16 protein-coding genes are annotated in these 18,629 nt (G+C 47.1%); 1 reads left to right on the top strand and 15 read right to left on the bottom strand.

All coding sequences use genetic code 11. The features are described 5' to 3' along the window. Positions 1 to 26: 26 nt before the first annotated feature. From AC3ITG_RS05270 to AC3ITG_RS05240, 7 genes are all read right to left on the bottom strand, one after another. Entirely contained in the window at positions 27 to 776 is a 750-nt protein-coding gene (locus tag AC3ITG_RS05270; protein ID WP_489253043.1) for a hypothetical protein, read from the bottom strand. A 650-nt stretch (positions 777 to 1,426) separates the two neighbouring features. Continuing rightward, positions 1,427 to 2,182, bottom strand: coding sequence for an amino acid ABC transporter ATP-binding protein (locus AC3ITG_RS05265; protein ID WP_489253042.1), 756 nt, complete (start codon positions 2,180 to 2,182; stop codon positions 1,427 to 1,429). A 33-nt stretch (positions 2,183 to 2,215) separates the two neighbouring features. Next, the gene (locus tag AC3ITG_RS05260; protein WP_489253041.1) at positions 2,216 to 2,875 is read right to left on the bottom strand and encodes an amino acid ABC transporter permease; all 660 of its coding nucleotides are present in this window, start codon (positions 2,873 to 2,875) and stop codon (positions 2,216 to 2,218) included. A 109-nt stretch (positions 2,876 to 2,984) separates the two neighbouring features. Beyond that, on the bottom strand, positions 2,985 to 3,755 hold the full coding sequence (locus AC3ITG_RS05255; protein ID WP_489253040.1) for an amino acid ABC transporter substrate-binding protein: 771 nt from the start codon (positions 3,753 to 3,755) through the stop codon (positions 2,985 to 2,987). 178 nt (positions 3,756 to 3,933) lie between these two features. After that, positions 3,934 to 4,443 (bottom strand): DUF4825 domain-containing protein, encoded by a 510-nt coding sequence (locus AC3ITG_RS05250; protein ID WP_489253039.1) that lies wholly within the window; start codon positions 4,441 to 4,443, stop codon positions 3,934 to 3,936. Further along, entirely contained in the window at positions 4,440 to 5,132 is a 693-nt protein-coding gene (locus tag AC3ITG_RS05245; RefSeq protein ID WP_489253038.1) for a permease prefix domain 1-containing protein, read from the bottom strand. The genes AC3ITG_RS05250 and AC3ITG_RS05245 overlap by 4 nt, the downstream gene beginning before the upstream one ends. After that, a complete protein-coding gene (locus AC3ITG_RS05240) occupies positions 5,129 to 5,488 on the bottom strand; it encodes a PadR family transcriptional regulator (protein WP_454226466.1) in 360 nt (119 codons plus the stop codon). Before AC3ITG_RS05240 ends, AC3ITG_RS05245 begins: the two co-directional genes overlap by 4 nt. A gap of 80 nt (positions 5,489 to 5,568) precedes the next feature. On the opposite strand from AC3ITG_RS05240, the gene AC3ITG_RS05235 reads away from it, so the two are divergent. Beyond that, complete coding sequence (locus tag AC3ITG_RS05235) at positions 5,569 to 6,210, top strand: hypothetical protein (protein WP_489253037.1); 642 nt, start codon at positions 5,569 to 5,571, stop codon at positions 6,208 to 6,210. A 117-nt stretch (positions 6,211 to 6,327) separates the two neighbouring features. Here the strand turns inward: AC3ITG_RS05235 and AC3ITG_RS05230 are convergent, their stop codons facing one another. The 8 genes from AC3ITG_RS05230 to AC3ITG_RS05195 all read right to left on the bottom strand — a co-directional run bounded on the left by AC3ITG_RS05230 (position 6,328) and on the right by AC3ITG_RS05195 (position 18,427). Continuing rightward, complete coding sequence (locus tag AC3ITG_RS05230) at positions 6,328 to 7,833, bottom strand: alpha-glucosidase/alpha-galactosidase (RefSeq protein WP_113054582.1); 1,506 nt, start codon at positions 7,831 to 7,833, stop codon at positions 6,328 to 6,330. A 180-nt stretch (positions 7,834 to 8,013) separates the two neighbouring features. Beyond that, positions 8,014 to 8,976 (bottom strand): AraC family transcriptional regulator, encoded by a 963-nt coding sequence (locus tag AC3ITG_RS05225; RefSeq protein ID WP_413028066.1) that lies wholly within the window; start codon positions 8,974 to 8,976, stop codon positions 8,014 to 8,016. A gap of 272 nt (positions 8,977 to 9,248) precedes the next feature. Then, positions 9,249 to 11,591 (bottom strand): rhamnogalacturonan lyase, encoded by a 2,343-nt coding sequence (locus AC3ITG_RS05220; protein ID WP_489254413.1) that lies wholly within the window; start codon positions 11,589 to 11,591, stop codon positions 9,249 to 9,251. A 169-nt stretch (positions 11,592 to 11,760) separates the two neighbouring features. Further along, entirely contained in the window at positions 11,761 to 11,895 is a 135-nt protein-coding gene (locus AC3ITG_RS05215) for a hypothetical protein (RefSeq protein WP_413375683.1), read from the bottom strand. 308 nt (positions 11,896 to 12,203) lie between these two features. Then, positions 12,204 to 14,636: a glycoside hydrolase family 6 protein gene (locus tag AC3ITG_RS05210; protein ID WP_489253036.1), complete on the bottom strand. Its 2,433-nt coding sequence runs from the start codon at positions 14,634 to 14,636 to the stop codon at positions 12,204 to 12,206. 548 nt (positions 14,637 to 15,184) lie between these two features. After that, positions 15,185 to 16,276, bottom strand: coding sequence for an efflux RND transporter periplasmic adaptor subunit (locus AC3ITG_RS05205; protein ID WP_489253035.1), 1,092 nt, complete (start codon positions 16,274 to 16,276; stop codon positions 15,185 to 15,187). An 85-nt stretch (positions 16,277 to 16,361) separates the two neighbouring features. After that, a complete protein-coding gene (locus tag AC3ITG_RS05200) occupies positions 16,362 to 17,726 on the bottom strand; it encodes an ABC transporter permease (RefSeq protein WP_489253034.1) in 1,365 nt (454 codons plus the stop codon). Beyond that, positions 17,723 to 18,427 (bottom strand): ABC transporter ATP-binding protein, encoded by a 705-nt coding sequence (locus AC3ITG_RS05195; RefSeq protein ID WP_413375676.1) that lies wholly within the window; start codon positions 18,425 to 18,427, stop codon positions 17,723 to 17,725. Before AC3ITG_RS05195 ends, AC3ITG_RS05200 begins: the two co-directional genes overlap by 4 nt. Between the last annotated feature and the right edge of the window lie 202 nt (positions 18,428 to 18,629).

Here is an 18,629-nt window from a genome sequence, read left to right as displayed (position 1 = left end):
TTTTAATTAAAATCTTATTTTAATGTTTATCTTGGATTCATACTGAACGAGAACTCCCACGAACTTTGTCCTCTTTTAATCGAAGCCGTTGTTTTAGTTCCTATCCTTGTTAACTGATGATCAAAGCGTGTAGCGACCCAGCCATATGTTCTAGGTAAAATCGTTCCCGAGTCGTTTAGATCAACGGTTTTAAACTGATCCTTATATTTATTATCATCAATACCTGCGCCTCTCTGGCTAATTTCCATTTTTTTCTGAGATATTGTATATTGCGGATCTTGCTTTTCAAATCTATAATCAATTTTATTAATACTTATATAATCTGCAACATTTGTTGTTGCTGTATAATAGATTGTTTCATAAAAAATTAATCCTCCAGCTTTATCCGATCCATTTTCACTTGCTTGATTCTCAGTTGAAGCCAAAATTTCTGCTTTATAGTGAGTAGCTGCTTCACCGGTCTGCTTATCTACAAGATCATAGAGTTTCTGAATTCCTACTTCTTCTAACTTACCAAGAGTAGTTTTACCATTTTCTGTATCAGTTAGCTTAACTTCTCCTAGAGAAACAATGCTATTAATGAATTGACTAGGTTTATCATACTCATCAACTTGAATCGTTTCTTTGTATTCTTTAGAGTAGCTCTTGACTACCTCATACTGTTTCTCATCATAGGTAACATCACTCGGTAAAGCCGAAGTAGACGATCCGAAAGCAAAAGAACTAATCAAAAAAATAGAAGTCATACTCAGTTTCATTAAAGAATTAAATCTCATAATATTCCTCCTTTTATTTAATATTTATAATGATAACACAAATAATAATAATAAATAACAAATTATGGTTTTTAATACTATAAACACATCCTTTTTCCTATTTAATTAGGAAATATAAACCAAAAATTAGTTTCAGTTAATGAATTAAGTAGGAGTAGCACCTACTTTTACTAAAAACCCTACTAAACTTTATACCTAATTCTATTAAACTATTCATAGAACCCCCTTCTGCACTTTCAATTCAACTTAAATGCAGACTGTCCAGTTACACCTAAACTTCGTATTGCTAAATGGAGGAAGCTTTTTCTTTGTTGCTACAAGCAAAATGTACTCTGCTTCTTAAATCATTTTTTTAAGAATCAAGAGACCGTACATAGCGAGGAGCTCAGAAACAATTAAAAAAACTCCGAACATGACGTATAAGCTGATCGCTGTCATGGAGTCTGGATATAACTTCATGCTGTTTATAGTCCAAAATATCATGACAAAAGGTATGGAATGAAATATCGCGTATGAGTTTTCTTTCATCCGTTCCTCAGAAAGAGATCGGCTATTTGACGGCTACATCTCTTGAATGAAACTTAGTCAAAAAAATACGTGATGCTACATTTGAATGTAACATCACGTATTTTAAAAATTTCTATGTTTGCTTACCCTTCTACTTCCACCCGCTGCAAAAACGTACGCGTGCGCTCCATCTTGGCATTGCCGAAGATCTGCTCCGGTGGACCCGACTCGGCGATTTCGCCGTTATCCATGAAGAAGACGCGATCCGCGACATCGCGGGCAAAGCTCATCTCATGGGTGACGATCATCATCGTCATATTCTCCTGTGCCAACTGCTTGATGACACGCAGCACTTCTCCGGTCAGCTCTGGATCGAGTGCCGAGGTCGGCTCGTCGAACAGCAGAATGTCTGGCTGCATCATAAGTGCGCGTGCAATCGCTACGCGCTGTTTCTGTCCACCCGACAAGTTGCCGGGATAAGCATCCGCCTTGTCGGACAGCCCTACTTTACCGAGCAATTCCAGACTGCGCTGCCGGATAAACGCCGCGCTTTCTTTTTTCAACGTCTTCGGTGCCAGTTCCAGGTTCGCCAGTACCGTCAGATGCGGAAACAGGTTGAAATGCTGAAAAACCATGCCCATGCGATCCGTAATCTTCCGGATATCCTCGGCACCTGCATACGATCCGTTCTCAGCCAGCGCCTGGCCTTGAATACGAATGGTGCCACCCGAAATATCCTCAAGATGAATCAGGCTGCGCAGCATCGTACTTTTACCCGAACCCGAAGGTCCGATTACGGCAATGACTTCACCCGGCTCCACGTTGAACGATACCTGCTTCAGCACATCAAGTGTACCGAATGATTTTCTTAATTGATTCACTTCTATAATATGTTTCATATGCAGACAGTCCTTTGATTGTTTAGATTTAATTTATTTAAATGAAAACCGCTTCTCCAATGCTTTGAACAACAACGTAAGCACCAGTGTCATCAACAGATACATGATCGCTGCTAGGAAAAAAGGGAACAACGTAGCATCTCTATTCACCACCCCTTGAGCGTAGGAAAGTAATTCAGGTACAGCCACCGCATAGAGAAGAGCCGTATCCTTAATTAAGGTAATGGATTCATTCGCCGTTGCCGGCAATACCACCCGGATCATCTGAGGGATGATGACTTTGGTCATCGTCTGCCATTTGCTGAGACCCAATACCTGTGCGGCTTCATGTTGTCCCTTATCAATCGAGAGCAGCCCGCCCCTGAAAATCTCGGCAAAATACGCCGCATAGTTCAGAATAAAGGCTATTGCTGCCGCGACAAACCGATCAAACACCAAATATTCCCCAATAACCGGAAGCAACGGAAGACCGAAACAAAAGAAGAATACTTGCAGCAGCAGTGGTGTTCCCCGCATCACATAAACGTAAGTATGTGCAATCCACGCCATGGGTTTAATGTGACTCCTCATTAACAGAGTTACCGCAAATCCGAGCGGTACGGACAATACAATTGCGACCAAAAACATAAAGATCGTCGTCTGTGCCCCCTCCAGCATAGGTTTCAGAATAGTAGATATATAATCCCAACTCATAATTATGTCTCCTTTAATCTGTTAACCCCACATTCCTCAGGAGACATTGCTCCATTAAGAAATGCGGGGTCATTTTTGTTTCAACTCATATGTCAGGTGCTACACCGATCTATTTCAGAACTTTAGCTTCCCCCAACCATTTGGTTGAGATCTCCGCGGCCGTTCCATCAGCATTCAGCTCATCGAGTGCTTTTTGCAGCTGGTTCAGCAGCTCTTCGTTTCCTTTTTTTATACCAATACCATATTGTTCGGGAGCAAGAGATTCATCCAACAGCTTGAAGGTTCCCTCTTCCTTGGACATATAGTATCTCGCAACAACTTCATCAATAATGACGGCATCCAGACGTTTCGTCTTCAGATCGGTCAAGGCAAGTACATTATCCTTAAATTCGGAAGTATTCACTTTATCCTTCAGAGGACTTGCCGCGAGTGCATCGACCGCAGAGGACAGCGCCTGCAATCCTACATTTTTGCCATCCAGTTCATCCAGCTTCGTAATCGGTGAGTCCGCGAGTGTAACTGCAACCTGGCTGTTCTCCAGATACGGCTTCGTGAACAGCACTTTATCTTTCCGCTCATCCGTAATCGTGTACCCGTTCCAGATCAGGTCGATTCGGCCGCTGTTCAGCTCCGATTCTTTGGAAGACCAATCAATGGGCTGGAACGTAATTTCTTTACCCATTTTCTCCGCTGCCGCTCTGGCATAATCAATATCAAAACCAACAATTTCATTCTTGTCATCCCGGAAGCCCATTGGAGCAAATTTATCATCTATCCCCACAATAATGGCATGTTCATCTTTGCTTCCCGAGCTGGAACATCCCGCAACAACAATCATGCATATGCTGATCAATAATAGAAATATCGCTTGTTTTCTCATCTCTCTAACCCCTCCATGTCTATAACCAAAACCCAAACGCTTTAGTTCGTTACCACGTTATCAGAGTCTTATAATAACATAGCATAGGAGAAGAGTCGAGCCTCTTACCTTTTCCTTATCTTTGAACCAGCTTAATTGTCAACAATTTGTGAAAAAGCTGCTTTCACTTGCATGGGTTCTACCAGTTTCTTACGTACCGATGCATCCCACTCCCCGGTTCCTGAAACGTCTTCAGTTCTGTTCCAGCCCATTGCTGGGCAGCCTCACGGCTCAAAGTATATTGAACATCCTCAAATGAATAAAGCACATGCTCCAAATTATCAATCCATACAAAATTGGCAGCAGCGTTATATACAAGTATTCGTTCCAACTCTTCGGGCTTCATCTCGCTGGTATTCATCCTGTAATTGATCTGAGCCGTAAATGTCTCTGGAACCAACTGATACCCATTCAATTGGCCGTTTAGAGGCAAGGCTTGATTCAAATGGCTGAGATTAGAGAAGTCTCCCATATAAGCACTGCGATATTTCGCTAATGCCACAAAATCATGGGTCAACGGATCTTGCTGCTCTGCTTCATACTGCGACTGCTTCGCCTCTATTCTCGGATTAACGACGCCCTCAACCACAATAACACCAAAGATACCGAGCATGACCAATGCAACAATCCATTTATTCTTTCCCGTCATATGACATCACCTACCTCATACTTGCCCACGATCCGATACGCCCTCTGCACGATCAAAGGAATAATAATACTTAATAAAGGTATGGCAAAAGCAATCGCAATTACCGTAAATTGATAGGGCCCCTCTACCTGAATGGGTCGGCTATACCAGATGTTGCTTCCAAATCGAAGCGCCGCCTGTGTACCCCATAACACAACGATGAGCCCTACCCATAACCACCACACTCTGCGCGTCCATTGTAAGAACACAGGTGTACGAATAACGGCAGTGTCCTCTGGATCAGTCGAAGTATTTTTATTTTTCATCATGTAAAATACATACGCTCCACCAACAATCACACTCATGATCATAAGCAAATTGTTAATGGTTGCGCCCTGGACCATGACTCTCATTGGAATGGTAATGATCCAGGCGATAAGACTATAGATCAAGGCAGACTGCAACACCGCAGTCCAATAAGGAACGCGTTGAACCCTGCGATGATCACTCATAATTTGATCCATACCAGTTACATATTGAATGGCAGTCTGAAAAGCCAGCTCCTCGTCCATGCCCTGCTCCATATAATCTTCGATTCGTGCAGCGAGATTACTGTGAATCTCTTCTTTTAACTCCTGATTGGCCAATGTATCCTGCGCATGATTGAACAGACGATTCACATGGCGGGTAATGCGATCTTCCAATGTCATATCCTTTCATCTCCCTTTTCCCCGGAAATAATCATGCAGTCAATCAATGTTTTGGCTGCGTGCCAAGCGTGAACTTGCTGTGTATAAGCTTCCTGCCCCTGCGTTGTAATCCGGTAATATTTGCGTCGTCCTCCCTGGGTCTCTTCCCCCCAGTAGGATTCCACATATCCACTCTTCTCCAGCCTTTTCAGACTGGAATAGAGCGTCGGTTCCTTTAATTCAAACCGTTCTCCACTCTTGCGATAAATTTCCTTAATAATGCTATAGCCGTAGTTATCCTTCGGTATAAGTACACTCAGAATAATGGGGTCAATGTTGCCTCGAATTAGGTCACTGTTAATCGCTTGTTCATCCATCTGCCAAATTCACCGACTTTCTTCAATCCTGGGTATACTATAAGACATATTACTATGTCTGTAAAGGTAATATGTATCGCATGGTAAATTTGCATTCCAATGAGCAACATTCTTCTCTTGCTTTTCGTCTGGAAGATATTAGGGAGGTGGCTAAAATAAAATTTATCATTACTATAAGAACGATAACTCTACTCGTGTTCCTCACAACATTGCTAATATTATCTGGCTGTAATCCTACTCCAAGTAATGGTACAAACGGAACTGCCTCACCGCCAGCGACAAATGCAAAGGAAACCGAAATGGGATCAAAACAGACTCAGGAATCGGAACCCAACTTACCTCAGAAACTGCCTACTCCAACTATCCAGAGCGAAAGCGGCATCTCTATTCCAGCTATACAGGGCAGTTATTGCTGGGGAGGTATGTGTGCTGACTATGCTAGCCTAAATTTTGAAGACAAAAGTCCGGTCCAAGTTCTTGTCGGTGAGGAATTATCCATAGACATGGGCATAGATATCCCCCCGGATGAGATAAGTATTTCTGAATATGTGGACAACCGCAATCAACCCATTACTTCAACGGATGGGACCTTCCAACTTCCCAAGAAACCAGGGACACATTATTACGGAGCATTCGTCCGTTGGTCTTCCCCTCAAGATTCACAAATCAGTCTGGGGGATACTTCATTTACGTTTGTGGTTCATGTCGTTGAGAAAAAATAGAACCAAACAGGGCCCCTCCATACTGGAGAGGGCCCTGTCTACTCTTTTTATTTCTTATTCGTTTTTCTTATTTTTCAAATTCCGTTTATATTTCGTTGTTGTACATCCTGCCTCTATCTATTGCTGCACTTTCTCGCGATCTTTCCCTTTATCTGATTCACCCGCATTTTTGTTGGCGGCGTCGCGATCCTGCTGCATCTCCTCAACGGTTTTCACTTTGAGACGTGCAGCACCTTCGTATTCCTTCGTAGGAATCAGGTTGCCTGCAGCAAGTCTTGCTTCTGCCGCGGCAATCGCATCACCATATTGCGGCAACCATTCGGCTTGGGCGACCAGCATCTCGTCAACCATTTGCCAGATCTCTTTTGGATTACATACCGCACCTACGAGTGGGTCCATCATGAACGCCTGACGCAATAGTTTATCGTCACCATGTACCGCAGCTTCAACCGCAAGCCGTTGAACGGAAATGCTCACATTACACACGGCAGCCGGGCCGAGTGGCAGGTCGCCTACATGTGGCATCGAAATACCATTACGGTCCACATATCCCGGTGCTTCGATAATCGCATCATCAGGCAGATTGGAGATCACACCGTTATTGACGGTATTGAAGTGTCCACGATATACACGCCCAGTTTCCAATCCTTCTATAATGTAGGAACCATGTTCTCCGCCTCGCTTTTCCGGGGCAAACTGCATCGGTTCATCCTTCATCCAGTTCGGGAAATCTGTCTCAAACCAATTTCTGCCCTCTGTACACACACGCAAATATCCACCTGTCTCGCCATTAATCCAGCTGTCCAGATCAATCCAATCCTTGATCTCCTCTGGACGTTTGCGGTACCAAGGCACATATTCGCTAAGGTGACCATTCGATTCCGTACTGTAATAACCAAATCGGCGCAGCATATCAATCCGCACTTTCTCGGTGCGGCTATACTCTGGATGTTTCTCGAAGGCTTCGAGCAAATCACCTGTAAGGTCTTTCCCTTCATGGGATGCCTTGATGTACCAGGTCTGATGATTAATTCCGGCACATACGATATCCACTTCATTCATTTTCAATCCAAACGCTTCCGCAATCTGGTGATGCCCATGCTGTACCCCGTGACATAGTCCAATCGTGCGAACACCGCCATACTTGTTGCAGGCCCATGTCAGCATAGCCATCGGGTTGGAATAATTGAGGAGCAGCACATCCGGTGCACTTTGCTCACGAATATCTTTACAGATGTCGAGCATCTCGGCAATTCCACGCTGGCCATACATAATCCCACCTGCACACAACGTATCGCCGACACATTGATCTACCCCATATTTGAGCGGAATATCCACATCGGTTGCAAAAGCTTCCAACCCGCCCACACGGATTGTACACAGTACATACTTCGCGTCCTTGAGCGCTTCTCTCCGGTCCGTTGTCGGCTGAATCTGAATATTCAGTCCATTCTCGCGGATATCGCGCTGACACAGCTCGGTAACCATGTCCAGATTGTGCTGATTGATATCACAGAACGCAATCTCAATATTGTTGAATTCCGGTACCGCGAGCAAATCCCGCAGCAACCCCCGTGTAAATCCGATACTGCCCGCCCCGATAAATGCTACTTTAAACGACATGCACAGTTCCTCCCGTAATCCGAGTATATTCGCCCCGGTTAATGATCTCACTTCATGAAATCATTGTAGCAACGGGTTGTAAGGAAGCGTTATCAAAATCATGACCTCTTCGAAGCGAGGTTGTCAAAAATCCTCACTTTTGCATCAACCGTGCCGTACTTTCCAGATAAACTGCACGATTTATTCTTCAGCGGGATAATGACTGACATGTCGTTCCATCGAAGAACGGAATTCAACCGGAGTTCGGCCTGTATATTTCTTGAATAACATATGAAAATACTGTCTGCTCCCCACGCCCACGTAATCGGAAATTTCGGAGATTGGAATATCTGTCTGCTGCAGCAGCATCTTCGCCTTTTCCATTCGGAGCATCGTGAGATAATCGGTAGGCGTGCGCTGCGTGTGCTGGCGAAAAATACGGTGCAAATAGCCTGGATGCAGATTCACCGCTGCCGCGATATCCTTCATTTGAATATTGCGATCCATATTGTGATGCATGAATTCAATCGTACGTTTTACGTACAGCTCCGTCTGATCCAGCGCACTTCGGTTAATTTCCCCGCGAAGTCGTGCGACCCGCACCAGCAGTTGGATAAACAACGTGCGTACCAGCGTACCTTGCTCAGGCGACTTCAGATCACGGGATTCGCGATGATGCGAGCGTTCCTCCGGCGGGATGATCCGCATGGGTGCAGAAGATCGTCCCTGCTCCATCAATCCGCGCTGATCCAGCTCCAGCACAAGGCTTTTCATAATGTGGTACACCTCTTCCGGGTCAGGCAGTACCAGATAAGGAGAGGCTTGTGTTAGAAAAGCATGGACTTCTTCCTCTTCCAGTGCGAGCTGGCGAATGGAAGGCTGGCCTGCCTCCGATCTGGCAACTCCAAATTCCACATTGAGCATGCGGCACGGGACGCCATCCTCCACCAGCAGACGGTGTGGAACCCCTGCGTCTAGCAGAATGAACTGCCCTTTTTTCAATACTGCCTGTTCCGAACTGCCATCCGGCATCTGTACATCGACCCGGCACATTCCCGAAATAATATACATGATTTCCGTGGAATCATGATCGTGATAGGACATCTGGTAGTTGTCCCATTGCTTGTAATAATACGCGTAGAAACGTGGTCCATAATCCTCCATGCGCAGTTTCTCCTGAAACAGACTGCCTGTCCAATGTTTTGCTTCCAATGCCTGCACCTCCGTTGCTGCAACGATCCTCACTTTTCTCCATTGTAGCAAGTCTCTGGGATGTATTTCACCATGTAAATGAAAATCATTCCATATCAAAAAAACTCCGGGTAACCTCCCGTACGCTAAACGCACTGAGGTTACTCCAGAGCTTCACTTTAATACAATAGTAAACACTTTTTATAAAGAAATAATACTTTTGAAAACCTATCACCTATTACTTCTCACTTTTCACCTTTACCCGACTTGGGCGTGTGGAACTTCGGTAGCGTAACCTTCGACCAATCGATATCCGATGCCATGTAGAAGGATGGGTAGGACGGCTGATTGTATCCACTGTTCTGTCCAGCAATGCCGACACGATACATCGCATCGTGCATCAGCGTGTACAGTTTACGGTCAGTCTTCTCAGTGCTCAGGTAGATGCGGATCGCTGAACTGTTCTCAGTTCTCACCAGCATCTCTTCCCGCCAATCCCCAAAGATATCTGCTACGAGAGATGGCGTACCTTTAGTATAATTGTTGGTCAACGTTCCGGTTGCGGTCAGCAGCGTGCCCCGATTCCAATCCTTGATCGTAGGCGTGACATCAATGGCACCGTCCACGATCTGAGTTGTCATATCGGCGGCCCATCGTATACTCATATTCGTGCCCGGGGCTTTATCGCTTATTTTCTCACCGCTGGCCGTCCACAGTCCCACAGCCCATGTCTCCAATCCGCGGCGAGTCGGGTCCACATCACCGATCATGCCACGTCCGGTATCTTTGCCCGTGTACCCGCCATAGATCACTTCCCCAGTCTTCGCATCCCGCAGGGAATATCCGTATGGCGCCCAAGGACCACCCTCATGCACCATGAAGATCTCCAGTCCTGGACGATCCGGATCGATATCCGCTACATGAAGCGCATCCCCATGGCCCAGACGTGCAATCGTTCCCGGAGCCGCACTCTCCGCAGGCATCAAGTCCGTGGAGCTGTACAGCACACTGCCATCATGATCAATCGTGGCCGAGCCGTACACAATCTCCTGTTTACCGTCTCCATCCACATCAGCGACACTGAAATAATGTGCGCCTTGCGTTGTAATTGAGCCATACACCGGATCTGTACCGTCCACTCCATGCGGACCGTCATTGAACGGGTTCTTCATTGGCGTCCAGCCACTGTCCACTTTCCATTCACGCTTGAGCTTTTTGCCATCCCAGTTGTAGGCGACCATGGTCGAACGTGTGTAGTACCCTCGTGCAAAGATTGCAGACGGTTTCTTCCCGTCCAGATATGCCACGCCTGCCAGGAAACGATCTACCCGGTTCGCTGGTTCAATACGCGCCATTGCGTAATCGCCCCACATCAACCCATCATCCTGCCGTCCCGGCTCATAAGGAATGGTCTCCAGCTCTTTGCCTGACTCTCCTTCGAACACCGTTACATACTCAGGTCCATCCACGATAAAACCTTCGAACTTGCGCAGCTCATTCTTGTCACTGCGGCTTGGTGCATACACATCGATGAAGTAATCGGCCAAGCTCTCAGCATCCTTCTGAGACAATGGATAACTATACTTTTTCTCAATCCCAAAAGCTTCCTCCAACGTAGCAGGCCAGTTGCCCTTCACGACCTCTTCATGTTTATGCCAGTTTTTGAACATATCCACGACATGATCATAGTAACCATCTGCACTTAAACGGTAATCATCTTCGTTGGAGTATCCTGCCTTGCGATCCTGCTTCGGAAGGGTGATGTATTTCTCGGAAGTGACCTTTCCTTTTTTGTTATATTTGATAATCTTGGTTCCCGGTGCGGTCTTAAACATCATCTCGGCCTTGCCATCCCCGTCAAAATCATAAACGAGCATCTGTGTATAATGAGCACCCGAACGGATGTTGACCCCGAGATCGATCCGGTACAACAATTGTCCGTCCAACGTGTAACAATCCACGTAAGTTTTACCGGTGTAGCCTTTTTGCGAGACATCCTTGGAGTTAGAAGGGTCCCATTTTACAAAAAACTCATACTGACCGTCCCCGTCCACATCGCCCACACTCATGTCATTCGCAGAATACGAGTAGGCTTCTCCCACTGGAGTCACACCATCGGCCGGTTTTTGCAAAGGAATATCGACGTAGCCGTTCGTCCAAGGTTTGACGGATGCACTGCGTTTACTCTCCTTTCCCTTCTTGCTTACCGCTGCCACTTCATAACGGGACGACGATTTGCCTGAGGCATCAACATAGTTGGTGCTGTCGGTGACCGTAGCAATCTTCCTGCCATCACGATATACGTTGAAATCCGTGCCTGTCAGACCTTTATCGCTATACCCTGTAGCCTCGTCACCAAGCAATCTCCAACTGAGAAAAACACCCTCGGAAGTAGACGCCGCAACCAGACCGCGATCAAGATACTCAAGCTGAATGTCTTTCAAAGAACTACCTCCCTTATGTGACTGCACGCTGGCCTCAGCCGCGCTGTTCTCACTGGAAGCTGCTGCTCCGCTCGCACCCGCTGTTCCCGCAACGAGCAAAGCAACGCTTAGTGCCGAAGATAGCATTTTGGCTGCAAGTGGCATACGCACCTTCCTGCGATTGGAGTGCATACCTGAAACCGATCCTTTATGTATCGGCGCTGTTATTTTGGATTTCATCGACCTTCACTCTCCTTGAGACAGAATGGGTGATGCTTATGGCTGTGCTTGGATCGTTGCGACATCCGTCAATCCATACAGAAGTTCATATCCTTCAAATTTTACTGAATACGCTTACAAAATTATAAAAGAATAGCCCTTGTGAACAGACTTCTTCGACTCCGTCCCCCTTCCATTCCATCTCCATCAGAGCAGCTTCATCCAGCCCATCGGGTATTATTATAGACATCCTACCTGCTCCGACATAGGCAAATATCCGTCCAAAACGATCAATATTCAGTGTTGTTCAGGACTCTAACGAAACGAGCACACCTTATTTCGAAGATTAGCGGGCTATAGAGAGTCTAACGAATTCCAGTAACGTTATCTGGTAAAAACCGGCGAAAACCTGGTAATAACGTGTATACGATTCGTTAAAACACTGCACCAGCTCCATTACACGAAATAAGACGCACTCAGTTCGTTAAAATTGAAAAAAAGGGCGTTCCCTAGTCATGAACATGACTTGGAAACGCCCCTTTTTCGTATTCGCTCCTTTTAAGGCTCAATGCCCCAGACCAGGGTACCGCCTTTGTAGAGGGTCACCTTGTTCCAGTCCTGATAGGATGTTTTGGTAGGATCGTAGGAATAATCATTGGTTTCATCAAAGTTACTCCAGTCCATTTTGTACATGCGGAGCTGGATATCCCCCGACTGTCCACCTGCCTGGATCGCGCCTGCTTCAGAAGTGAAGCTCAGCTCCACATAGGAATCGGTGAACGTGCGCTGGATGTTGGCACCACCGACCTGAGCCCAGTCAATTGCAGAGTCCATCGCTGCGGTACCTTCTTTGGAAAAGTAATAACGGATTTTCAGATCACTCAGGTTTACAGCCGTGTTACCTACGTTTTTAATATTGAAATACGGTTTGATTTGGTTATCTGCCGCGTTGGTATCTCCCGCACGATATTGCAGAACCAGATCACTGGTCGGAACAACTACACTTTGTGGTGTTGCAGAAGCTGCGGCAGAATTGACACTTTCCCCGGCAGCGTTCACGGCACTAACCACAAAATGATAGGTCGTTCCATTGGTCAGGCCCGTATTTGTGTAGGATGTGCCGCTCACGCCCGCAGCAACCGTAGTGAATGGACCCGATGCACTCAATGCCCGTTTCACATTATAACCTGTCGCTCCTGCCGAAGCCGCCCAGGACAAGCTGATTTGAGCATTGCCTGCCGTAGCTGTCAGCGCTGTTGGTGCGGCAGGAGCGGTCACACCTGCTACTGGTACCGCACTTTTCACTGCCGAATTCGCACTCTCACCAGCAGCATTCACGGCACTAACCACATAATAGTAGGTCGTACCATTGATCAGACCTGTGTTGGCATACGATGTGCTGGTCACGCCCGCAGCAACCGTAGTGAATGGACCCGACGCACTCAAAGCCCGCTTCACGTTATAACTGGTCGCACCTGTGGAGGCTGTCCAGCTCAGAGAAACCTGTGCGTTGCCTGCTGTCGCAGATAGTGTTGCCGGAGCTGCTGGAGCTGTCGTTTCACCCCCTCCACCATTGCTGGCTGGAAGAACAGGGAATGAGTTTTGCACCAGCATGACGAATTGGTCATGGAACCAGTGACCTGACACTGGTGCGTTAGGCAGCGCACCCGTCAATACACCATCACGAGTTGTGAAGGTTGGATCACACATCCGGTCGAAGCCTTTACCTTCGTTGTTCGGAATCTCCGAGCTTGAGCCATCAGACTCCCCTGGAGGTTTGACCCATACATAGGCATCCAGATGGGCTGGTCCTGGTGCTGCTTTAGGTGCTTCACCTATTCCTGATCCGCTATTGTTACACCAGTTCCCCCGGTGATCCCGCTTATCCACACGCCCGGAGTTCACGTACGTGTTAATATCACTGCCTGTGGCAGATGTTGGACGGTTCACCCCGCCCCATCCATTGCGGCTGGTATCAATAAGGAAGCCTGTGCTGGCCGGCCAGCCAGCTTGTACAAATCCGCTATACAGTGCCGCAGTGAAATCGGTTTCGTCAAAGTAAGGATTCCACTCATAAAACTTGGAAGACTTGATCGGTTGTCCGCCGATGTTCAGATCCGGATTAGGCAGATTCGGCTCATTCAGCGGTGTGCTGTTCGCTGTGTTCGTAATGAAGCCATCGGCGCTGTTCAAACCTGCTGCTGTTCCTTGGACAACGTTAGTATACAGCGAGATTGCACCTGTACGGTTGTTATCCCAACCAAGCCAGCCGGAGTGACCAATATCCAGGTAGTTGTACACATTCGGAATGGCATGCAGCTTTTCCAAGGCGTATTTCACGCCAGCTTCATAGATGCCTGTTGAACTCGCCTGGGCACAAGCTGGTGTACTGAGATTAGTTACCAGATTGGGAAGACTGTCCGGCTCAATGATAGCGATGATGCGAATGTCCTGATACTTGGGCTCAGCAAAAATATCGGCGATTACATTGATATAATCATTTTCATACGTCTGCAGGGCAGCCTGTGTTAGTGGAAGTTCGCCATTGGACGCAAGTGCATGACAATCCCGTCCAGGCAAGTTGTAGATAACGAATGAAGCGGTAATCGGAGTTCCTGCTTTCTTTTGTGCCAAGGCGGCATCCAGATGCTGCTCCACACTTTTGCGTCCAGCATTGTCTGCTCCACCATTAATGGCGGCAATACGGTCGATCCAGACTGCCGTTGGATAGGATTTGACCGTTTCCATTTTAGCTTTTAACGACGCATCACTGGTGAGAGCGATGGACGTATCCACGAGAGCGGAATAATCCTGGTTTAAATACGCCGTAGCTCCGACAAAGGGATTATCCACATGCGCTTCAGCCGCCTGACTCACTCCTGGAGCCATGCCCGGGAAGATTCCCGCCGCGAGCAGTGTTGCTGCCAGCATTTGTTTTACACTTCTGTGAAGTACCTTTCCGCCTCTCGATAAGGTTTTCGATTTAGTCATTACGGTTCCACCTTTCCTGTAATTGGATTGGGTATATACTCATGTCTGATCCTCTGTGTCGGCAAGATGCTATGCACAGTAGAGAACGTATGGATGAGCTTTAGGAACATCACCTCCATGAATGTAGTTCAATTGGGACAAGCTAGGTCAACAACAATAAGGTGTGAAACAAGAAACAGAAATGGTGTCTTACACTGGGGTTAAGTGACAAAGCAAGGGGATAACATCTGTAGGTGTGTGCGGGTGATCTTTGGTGAACGGCTTTCAAGGCATTGCTCAGACTTGAATAAAGTAAGCGCTTACTTTTAGGGGTTTTAAAAAAGGCTTACCCTCGATACAAACCTCACATCGCGTGTCCACCTCCTTATGAATCGATTATAACCCATGAAAATATTACTGTAAATTGAATTTATTAAAATTTATTATATTTAATTCCATAAATCAGGCAGGAATTCTGAGATGTTCCTCCCCAAGCCATAAGAAAGGCTCATCACGGGCTTATCCCCCGTAATGAGCTATTTCACATGGCATATTCTCATACTTTCTTTTTACGGTAACACCACAACATCTCCCGGTTTCAAGCCGTTCAATACTTCAGTCTTGTCATCTGTCTCTATGCCAGTTTGAATAGTCTGCTGTGCATATTGCCCGTTGCCCTGATCCAGCATCACATATGCCATATCCTGATCCCGCATGACCGCCAGCGTGGGAACGACCGTCGCTTTCTCCTTGCGCATCGTTTCAATCTTGCCCTCCAGACTTAATCCACCGATCAGCTTGGCGTTTGGCTTCAGATCAATGATAATATCGAATTGGGAAGGCTGCTTCAGATCTGTTTCCGTTCCCTTTTTGGCAAACTTGGAGATTTTACTGACCTTTCCGGTTAACGGAACCTCCTTATTGCCCGTCATATGTACACTTACAGGCATACCTGTTTGGATTTTGAATAGTTCCTGCTCGCTAATGGTCGCCACAAATTGTAGTTTGCCCGTGTCCACAATGGTACCCACATACTGACCTTCACCCACCATACGTGTCTTAGTCTCCGTGTCGTTCAACAGAAATACGCCAGATACCGGAGCGTACACGGTAGATAAACCAATGACTGCTTTCTTGGCCTGAACCTCCTGCTCCTTTACAGCGATGGACTCCTTGTTCATTTCGTTGGTCAGTCGTTTTGTTTCCCGCTCGGCGAAGGCTTTCTTCCGTTCTTCTTCGGTAACCCCCAATTGCTCGGGACCCTCTCCTTGAGTAAGACCAATCTCATTCAATTGAGCTTCCAGCCTCGATTTCTCAATATCGGTCTCCAACTGCTGCACTTCCGTCTGCAATGCTTTCGAATCAAGCGAGAACATGACGGCTCCCTTGTGAATGGGCTCCCCATTCTCCACATTCCACTGCTTTATTTTCGAGGCAAATGGAGCGTACACATCCGTCTGTTTGGCATAAGCCGATTTGCCTTTGACCAGAATCTCCTGCGTAATCGTCTCCTGTGTGACTTCAAATGTAATGGGCTGCGGGGCCTCGATGGGCGCTTCGGGTACCGGTTTATATTGCTGGTACAGAAAATATCCAGCGCCCGCGAGCAGTCCGATCATGATGATTCTCTTTATCCATTTGCTTATTGCCGAGTTCTTCATTGCCGTATGTCCCTTCGTTGAATCTGTCTATTGATTCTGTCTGTTAAATCCCTAAACTGTGCTTCCCCTGTATCTCTGCTTTCATTTATGCCGATTTAATTACCTGTAACGCATTTGTACGTGAGGCGCTAATCGCGGGATAGATTCCCGAGAGTACTCCGGTCAACACCGCAAACGCTATACCAGCAGGCAGGGCCGATGTCTGAATAACCACTTGGAGAGGTGTGCTTGCCTCCATCGAGATTTGCCCTTGGAGTAGTCCATTTACCCCCTTAATGGCTCCGTAAGCGATGAAGACACCAACAATGCCGCCCAACACCCCAAGTACAGCAGCTTCTGTAATGAACATCTGTCTGATCTGCCACAGATTAGCTCCCAGCACCTTCATGACGCCAATCTGTTTGCGGCGCTGATGCGTGGACATGATCATCGCAACAATAATGGACAGCGAAGCCAGCAGCATAACGAATATCCCTATACCCATAGCGGCCTTCTGGTACATGCCGAGCTGTTCCTTCATCGCCTGCTCCTGATACAGATTGCTGTCTGTCATCAGCGTCAGCTTCTGAATCTGCTCCTGCACCTGTGCCACATACTTCTTGTCCTCTACCTTCACGAGCGCCGAGTTCATCCGTCCTGCTGCCGCGGCCTGTGCCTGACTGCTCTGGAACTGTTCGGCGAGCATCCGGGCGGTTTCGAGGGAAACATAGACCTTTTTGTCATACATGGCATTGTTCTCACTCATGCCGCCAGGCACCTTCAATACACCCGTCACTCGCAAAGGGGAGCTTGTTTTGGTTTTGGACGAATCATTCATGTCCTGATATTTCAGGTTAAACTGTGCCTGAAACAACTCGGTTTGGGTAGACATCAGCGCCATGTAATGCTGTAGAAACTCGTCATTAAACGAATCCTCCATGAGTTTGTCGTTCAGTTCACGAATCACCTCGGCGTCCACAAGTCCAAAGGTTGCACCGTAATTCACAATAGCGGCTCCACTGATCCCAGATGCCCCGCCTTTGTCAAAACGGTAGCCAAAACGGTTCAATGACCCAAGCTCTGTACCGATGACTTCCACATTGGAGCTTTTGCCATCCAATGTAGCCATCTCCAGCATATCCAGCTTTAGCATCGGAGCAACGGCGACGACATGCGGAAGGCTGGCAATAATATCGATTTTTCGAGCTGTTAGCGCTCCGCGTTCAAAAGTGGACGTCTGCCCATTACTTCCGCCCGAACCGATTCCCTCATTGGGAGATACCGTAATCTCATCCATTTTGTAATTCTCGTTTAACGTTTTCTCACCATAGACCTGTACCGACTGCCCCACGCTCAATGCGATAATCATGGCCGCACAGCCGATAGACAGGCCAATCATGCACAGTAGAGTTACCACCTTCCGGCGTACAATCTGTCCCCATGACATTCGCAACACATCCAGAACTCTCACAACCGCTCTCCTTGCTCTACTGCCTTGGACTGGCCACTCTCCACCAAGCATCCGTCCTGCAATGTAATGACAACCTGCATCTGCTCCGCCACTTCAGCCTCATGTGTGACAATAACGAATGTTGTATGCATCTCCCGATTCAGCTGTTGCAAAATGGAAATAATCTCTTCCTCCGTTCGGGTATCCAGGTTCCCGGTAGGCTCGTCCGCGAATATGACGGATGGCTCCGTAATCAGTGAACGCGCAATGCTGACGCGCTGCTGCTGCCCTCCTGATAGCTGGGAAGGGAATAATTCGGACTTGCCGACAAGGCCTACCTGTTCCAGCAGGTGCATCGCCTTTTGCTTACGCCGTGATGGGCGAATGCCCTGAAATACGAGCGGCAGCTCCACATTTTCCCGAATCGTCAGGTTCGCCAGCAGCTCATACGCTTGAAAAATAAAGCCAATATGTGTCCGGCGGAATTCCGCCAGTCGGTTCTCACTCATACGTACAATATCCTGATCTGCAATGAGGATCTTGCCTGTGTCCGGCTTCATCAGACCTGCCATCAGATGCAATAACGTCGACTTGCCTGAACCGGAGCTTCCCAGCAGTGCAACCATCTCTCCCTTGCCCACGGATATGTTAATATCCTGCAATACGGGAACAGTCCCTTGTGCATTGCGGAATGTGTGTGACACCTGTTCAACTCGCAGCATGAATCCGGCTTCCTCTCTCATCGATGTAATAGAGGTAATTATAGCCATCAGATGTATCGGTCCAATCTGGACTTGTATCCAATTTGTAAAATCAGCCTTTTACACCATTGGATCGAATGGCGCTCTTTGGATTTATGCAACATGTTCGAATCACAAAAAGGCCCTATGGGTTCAGTCCTTAACATAGCGACTTCATTCCATA

The sequence above is a fragment of the Paenibacillus sp. GL_099_B genome (assembly GCF_057835695.1).
The sequence above is the reverse complement of the archived record's forward strand: the minus strand, read 5'-3'. Positions and strand labels throughout refer to the sequence as shown.

Bases quoted from the DNA above. Each gene is read 5' to 3' on its own strand.
- AC3ITG_RS05270 (WP_489253043.1), bottom strand. From the start codon at position 776: ATGAGATTTAATTCTTTAATGAAACTGAGTATGACTTCTATTTTTTTG.
- AC3ITG_RS05265 (WP_489253042.1), bottom strand. From the start codon at position 2,182: ATGAAACATATTATAGAAGTGAATCAATTAAGAAAATCATTCGGTACA.
- AC3ITG_RS05260 (WP_489253041.1), bottom strand. From the start codon at position 2,875: ATGAGTTGGGATTATATATCTACTATTCTGAAACCTATGCTGGAGGGG.
- AC3ITG_RS05255 (WP_489253040.1), bottom strand. From the start codon at position 3,755: ATGAGAAAACAAGCGATATTTCTATTATTGATCAGCATATGCATGATT.
- AC3ITG_RS05250 (WP_489253039.1), bottom strand. From the start codon at position 4,443: ATGACGGGAAAGAATAAATGGATTGTTGCATTGGTCATGCTCGGTATC.
- AC3ITG_RS05245 (WP_489253038.1), bottom strand. From the start codon at position 5,132: ATGACATTGGAAGATCGCATTACCCGCCATGTGAATCGTCTGTTCAAT.
- AC3ITG_RS05240 (WP_454226466.1), bottom strand. From the start codon at position 5,488: ATGGATGAACAAGCGATTAACAGTGACCTAATTCGAGGCAACATTGAC.
- AC3ITG_RS05235 (WP_489253037.1), top strand. From the start codon at position 5,569: ATGGTAAATTTGCATTCCAATGAGCAACATTCTTCTCTTGCTTTTCGT.
- AC3ITG_RS05230 (WP_113054582.1), bottom strand. From the start codon at position 7,833: ATGTCGTTTAAAGTAGCATTTATCGGGGCGGGCAGTATCGGATTTACA.
- AC3ITG_RS05225 (WP_413028066.1), bottom strand. From the start codon at position 8,976: ATGGAGGATTATGGACCACGTTTCTACGCGTATTATTACAAGCAATGG.
- AC3ITG_RS05220 (WP_489254413.1), bottom strand. From the start codon at position 11,591: ATGCCACTTGCAGCCAAAATGCTATCTTCGGCACTAAGCGTTGCTTTG.
- AC3ITG_RS05215 (WP_413375683.1), bottom strand. From the start codon at position 11,895: ATGTCTATAATAATACCCGATGGGCTGGATGAAGCTGCTCTGATGGAG.
- AC3ITG_RS05210 (WP_489253036.1), bottom strand. From the start codon at position 14,636: ATGACTAAATCGAAAACCTTATCGAGAGGCGGAAAGGTACTTCACAGA.
- AC3ITG_RS05205 (WP_489253035.1), bottom strand. From the start codon at position 16,276: ATGAAGAACTCGGCAATAAGCAAATGGATAAAGAGAATCATCATGATC.
- AC3ITG_RS05195 (WP_413375676.1), bottom strand. From the start codon at position 18,427: ATGCTGCGAGTTGAACAGGTGTCACACACATTCCGCAATGCACAAGGG.